Annotated in this window: 2 protein-coding genes; both read left to right on the top strand. The window is 65.6% G+C overall.

Features of this window, described 5'->3' with window-relative positions:
• Positions 1–79: 79 nt before the first annotated feature.
• A complete protein-coding gene (locus tag LQV45_RS24140; RefSeq protein ID WP_230009157.1) occupies positions 80–1,549 on the top strand; it encodes an APC family permease in 1,470 nt (489 codons plus the stop codon).
• A gap of 141 nt (positions 1,550–1,690) precedes the next feature.
• Entirely contained in the window at positions 1,691–2,704 is a 1,014-nt protein-coding gene (locus LQV45_RS24135; protein WP_230009156.1) for an isopenicillin N synthase family oxygenase, read from the top strand.
• Positions 2,705–2,812 lie beyond the last annotated feature (108 nt).

The raw sequence follows: 2,812 nt of genomic DNA, 5'->3' as shown, positions 1-2,812 counted from the left end.
ACGGGCGCCACCTGCCATGCTGGATTTCACGGTGCAACGCACCCCATCTCCCAGACTCATGACCGTTAAGAAGGATCCGATGAGTATTTCAAATTCAGATTCCCGGACCGCAGAATCCAGCCCCCGCACGGAGCACTCCACCGCGCTGCGTGCCGGCAGCGTCGGCGTCATGGGCATTCTCTTCTTTGTTTTGTCAGCCCAGGCGCCGTTGACCGGAATCGTCGGGGCATCACCCCTGGCCGCAGCGCTCGGCAACGGCGCCGGCGCGCCCGGCGCGTATCTGGTGGTGGGCATCGTCATCGTGATCTTCGCGGTCGGCTTCGTGGCCATGAGCCGGAAGATCCAGGCCAACGGCGCCTTCTACGCTTATGTCACCGCCGCCTTCGGACGGAAGGTCGGCGCGGGAGCGGCGTGGCTCGCGCTCCTCGCGTACAGCACGGTCCAGGCCGCGATGTATGGGCTGTACGGCGCGGCGTTCTCGGGCCTTCTCGGATCTGCCGGGATGGTGGTCCCTTGGTGGCTTCTGGCCGCCATCACCATGGCGGGCGTGCAGGTGCTGGGCTCCCTCAACATCGAACTCGGGGCGCGGGTCCTGGCGGTGCTCGTGGGTCTGGAGGTCGCCATCCTGCTCATGTTCGGCTTCACCGTGCTGTTGCGGGGCGGCGGGCCGGAGGGGATCAGCCTGGCGGCGTCCTTCTCTCCCGCGGCGATCGGCGCAGGCGCCCCGGGCGTTGCCATCATGTTCGCCGTCGCCTCCATGTTCGGCTTCGAATCAACGGCCATCTACTCGGCCGAGGCCAAGGACGCCCACCGCACGGTCGCCCGGGCCACGTACCTTTCGGTAGTCGTCATCGCGGTCTTCTTCTCCTTCATTTCCTGGATGCTGGTCAGCTACTACGGACCCTCGCACGTCATCGACGCCGCGGGCGCGGCCCTCGAATCGGGCGATTCCACCGCGTTCGTGCTGACGCCGATGGTGGAGCTGTTCGGGCCGTGGGCCGGAACGGTCACCGGCATGCTGCTCGTGACCTCCCTGCTGGCCGGCATCATCGCCTTCCACAACGGCATCAACCGCTACCTCCATTCGCTGGCCCTGCGCGGGTCGATGCCCCGCGGAGTGGCCCGGACCAACCGGCACAAGGCGCCCGCCGTCGCTGCGCGGATCCAGACCGTGGTCGCCTTCCTGCTCGTGGCGCCGTTCGCGGTGCTGTCCCTGGATCCTGTCCTCACCCTCTTTTCCTGGTTCAGCGGGCTGGCCGTGGCCGCGCTCCTGGTGCTGTACATGCTCTGCTCGCTGGCCGTCGTCGCCTACTTCCGGCGGGAAAGGGTGTCCGGCCAGCTCTGGCAGACCGCGGTGGCACCGGTGCTCGCCACCCTGCTGCTTGGCTGGGTCCTGTCCCTCGTCATCGTCAACTTCACCGCTCTGATCGGCGGCAGTGCCGAAACGGCCGTGGGCCTGCTGCTGACCGTACCCATTGTGTTTACGGCCGGTGTGCTGGTGGAAATTGCCGTGGAGCGCAGGGCCGCGCGCGCAGGGGTCACTGCCTGACGGCGGGCCCTGCCCAGGGCGCCGTCCTGCTCCGGATGTCTTATTTCGACACGTTTATCCTCATCGCTGTCGCTCCGTCCGTAACATTGAAACTAATAGAGGCTTCGGCTTGCCAAGTTCGCTGTAAAGGACTAGTCCGCATTGTCACTCGAATCATTGCCCGTCCTGGACTTCTCCCGATTGAATGCAGGGCCTGAGGAGGCCTCCCAGTTTCGGGACGAGCTGCGTAACGCCATGCATGAAGTCGGGTTCCTTTATCTGGCGGGCCATGGCATCCCGCAGAAGCTCGTTGACGACATGCTCGACGTCGCACGCCGCTTCTTCGAACTGTCCGAGGAACAGAAGCTCTCCGTCGAAAACGTCCACAGCCCGCAGTTCCGCGGCTACACCCGCGTCGGCGGCGAACTCACGGACGGGGCGGTGGACTGGCGCGAGCAGATCGATATCGGCGTCGAGCGTGACGCTGTGGAGCCGGGTGCCGGCGTCGCTGACTACTGGCGCCTGGAGGGGGCCAACCTATGGCCGGATGCACTGCCCGAAATGCGGGCGATTGTCTCCGAGTGGACCGAGCGGCTGAGCGCCATTTCCCTCGCTCTCCTGCGGGCGCTTGCCGTGTCCCTGGGAGCGCCCGAGGACACCTTCGACGCCGCTTTTGCCGCACGGGCTTTTCCCCTGCTTAAGGTTGTGCGTTATCCGGGGGAGTCCAATCCGGAGCCCAAGCAGGGCGTCGGGTCCCACCGCGACGGCGGCGTCCTGACGCTCCTTCTGGTCGAGCCCGGAAAGGGCGGACTCCAGGTCGAGTATCAGGGGAAGTGGATCGACGCACCTCAGGTGCCCGGAACATTCGTGGTCAACATCGGCGAGATGCTCGAACTGGCCACAAACGGCTATCTAAAGGCGACTCTGCACCGCGTGATCTCGCCCCTGCGCGGCACTGACAGGATCTCTCTGCCGTTCTTCTACAACCCTGCGCTGGACGCGACCATGCCGAAGCTTGCGGTGAGCCCGGAGTTTCAGTCCAAGGCCCGCGGACTGTCCGTTGACCCGACCAACAGCCCGATCCTGGAAACCTACGGAGACAACGCTCTTCGCTACCGGCTCCGGGCCCACCCGAACGTCGCCGCAGTTCACCACGCGGATCTGATCACGAACTGACGTTGGCGCCGGTGCTGACGACGGCAGGTGCTCTCGGCAGGGGGGTGAAAGCAAGGCTTAGGCGCCGCGCCGCCAGTCGCTGGGGGACTCACCGAAGGCATCACGTAA

The sequence above is a fragment of the Microbacterium sp. Bi128 genome (assembly GCF_918698205.1).
This window is presented reverse-complemented; position numbering and strand designations above follow the sequence as displayed.

Excerpts from the sequence above, each read along its gene's own strand:
- LQV45_RS24140 (WP_230009157.1), top strand. The coding sequence starts at position 80 with ATGAGTATTTCAAATTCAGATTCCCGGACCGCAGAATCCAGCCCCCGC.